A 1,652-nucleotide genomic window follows, 5' to 3' on the forward strand; every position below is an offset into this window, starting at 1 on the left:
AGCTTTAACTATTTAGGTCAGTTTGATTCTCAAGAAGGCTTATGGCAATTAGCATCCCAGAGTAGTGGTATACCTGTACATTCAGATAACCATGATCATAATGTTATAAATATAAATGGTATAGTTATAGAGGGAGAGTTAAGGTTTAATGTAGTAACGCAGTTAGGGAAAGATACTACAGATAAGTTAAGTCAGTCATTCCAAGCTAATTTGATAAGAGTACAAGAGCATACTCAGCAGTTAGTTGAAGAAGGTAAGGAATATTATACTCTTAGTGATTTTTATAAAGTTAAATCAGAAGCTGATTTAACTTTATTACCTATTAATTGCAATGATAGTGATATTTATAAACCATTTGAAATGACAGATATTCAAAAAGCATATTTATTGGGTAGACAATCTCAATTTGAAATAGGTAATGTAACAAACCATATTTATAGTGAATACGTGTATAGTGATAAGCTTAATGTTGAAAGATTAAACTTTGCTATTAACAATATTATTGTAAGCTTCTTAGAAATGCGAACGGTATTTGATGAACAAAGGTTAACTCAAAAGTATTTAAAAATAGAAAATATAGATTATTATAATGTATCAGTAATCGAGTATGATAGTAATTATAATTCAGAGATATTAAATCAAATTCGTTCTAAAAAATCGCATAAAGTTTATGACGTGGGTATATATCCATTGTTTGATTTCTTTATTTCAAGATTCAAAGATAAAGATGTGTTACATATTAGTATAGATCTTATTTTATTAGACGCTCAAAGTAGAGTTAAGCTAATGGAATATATAAATCTTATTTATCAAGATCAATCTTATAAACTTCCTAATTATGAAATATGTTTTAAGGATTATCAAGATTATGTAAGTAATCTAAAGAATTCTTTATGGTATAAAAAAGATAAACTATATTGGGATAAAAAAGTAACTACTTTACCTTTGAGACCAGACTTAAGTTTAAATGTTGATCCTACAACAGTAGAAAATCCTAAATTTAATATAAATGAAAGATATATAGATAAACAAATATGGTCTAGGTTTAAAGATAAATGTGCTAATAATGCAATATCTCCATCAGCCGCACTATTATCTTTGTATGGGTATATTATATCAAGATATTCTCAAAGCTCAGATTTTCTTATTACTCTAACTGTATTTAATAGAATAAATATTCATAAAGAAGTCAATGATATTTGGGGAGATTTTACTTCAACAAATTTATTTGGTTATCAAGATAAATATATAAATATATATCAAAAATTTAAAAATATACATGATGATTTATGGAGTGATTTAGATCATAAACTTTATACTGGGCTTGAGGTACAAAGAGATTTAACAAGAATTCATAAATTAAATCCATACCAAGCAGCATCACCAGTTGTGTTTACTTGTGCGGTAGGAGGAGATGATGAATCTCAACAAGAAGAGTTTCTTTCAACTAATGAGATAATAGAGGATAGATATTTTTCAGGACAAACTTCACAAGCATGGTTAGATCTACAAGCGATTGAAAGAAATGGAGAGTTTTATAGTGCCTGGATGTATGTAGAACAACTATTTGATAAAGAATTAGTAGATAGCTTTAATAAAAAATACTGTAGTTTAATTGAGTATATAGCAGAGGCAGATTGGGATGATGATTT

General features: G+C 27.5%; 1 protein-coding gene. It reads left to right on the top strand.

The annotated features are described in order from the left end of the window. On the top strand, positions 1–1,652 hold a 1,652-nt coding region (locus F3D62_RS12555; protein WP_150468583.1), incomplete at both ends, for a condensation domain-containing protein.

Source organism: Francisella sp. SYW-9 (assembly GCF_008711465.1).
GTDB lineage: Bacteria > Pseudomonadota > Gammaproteobacteria > Francisellales > Francisellaceae > Francisella.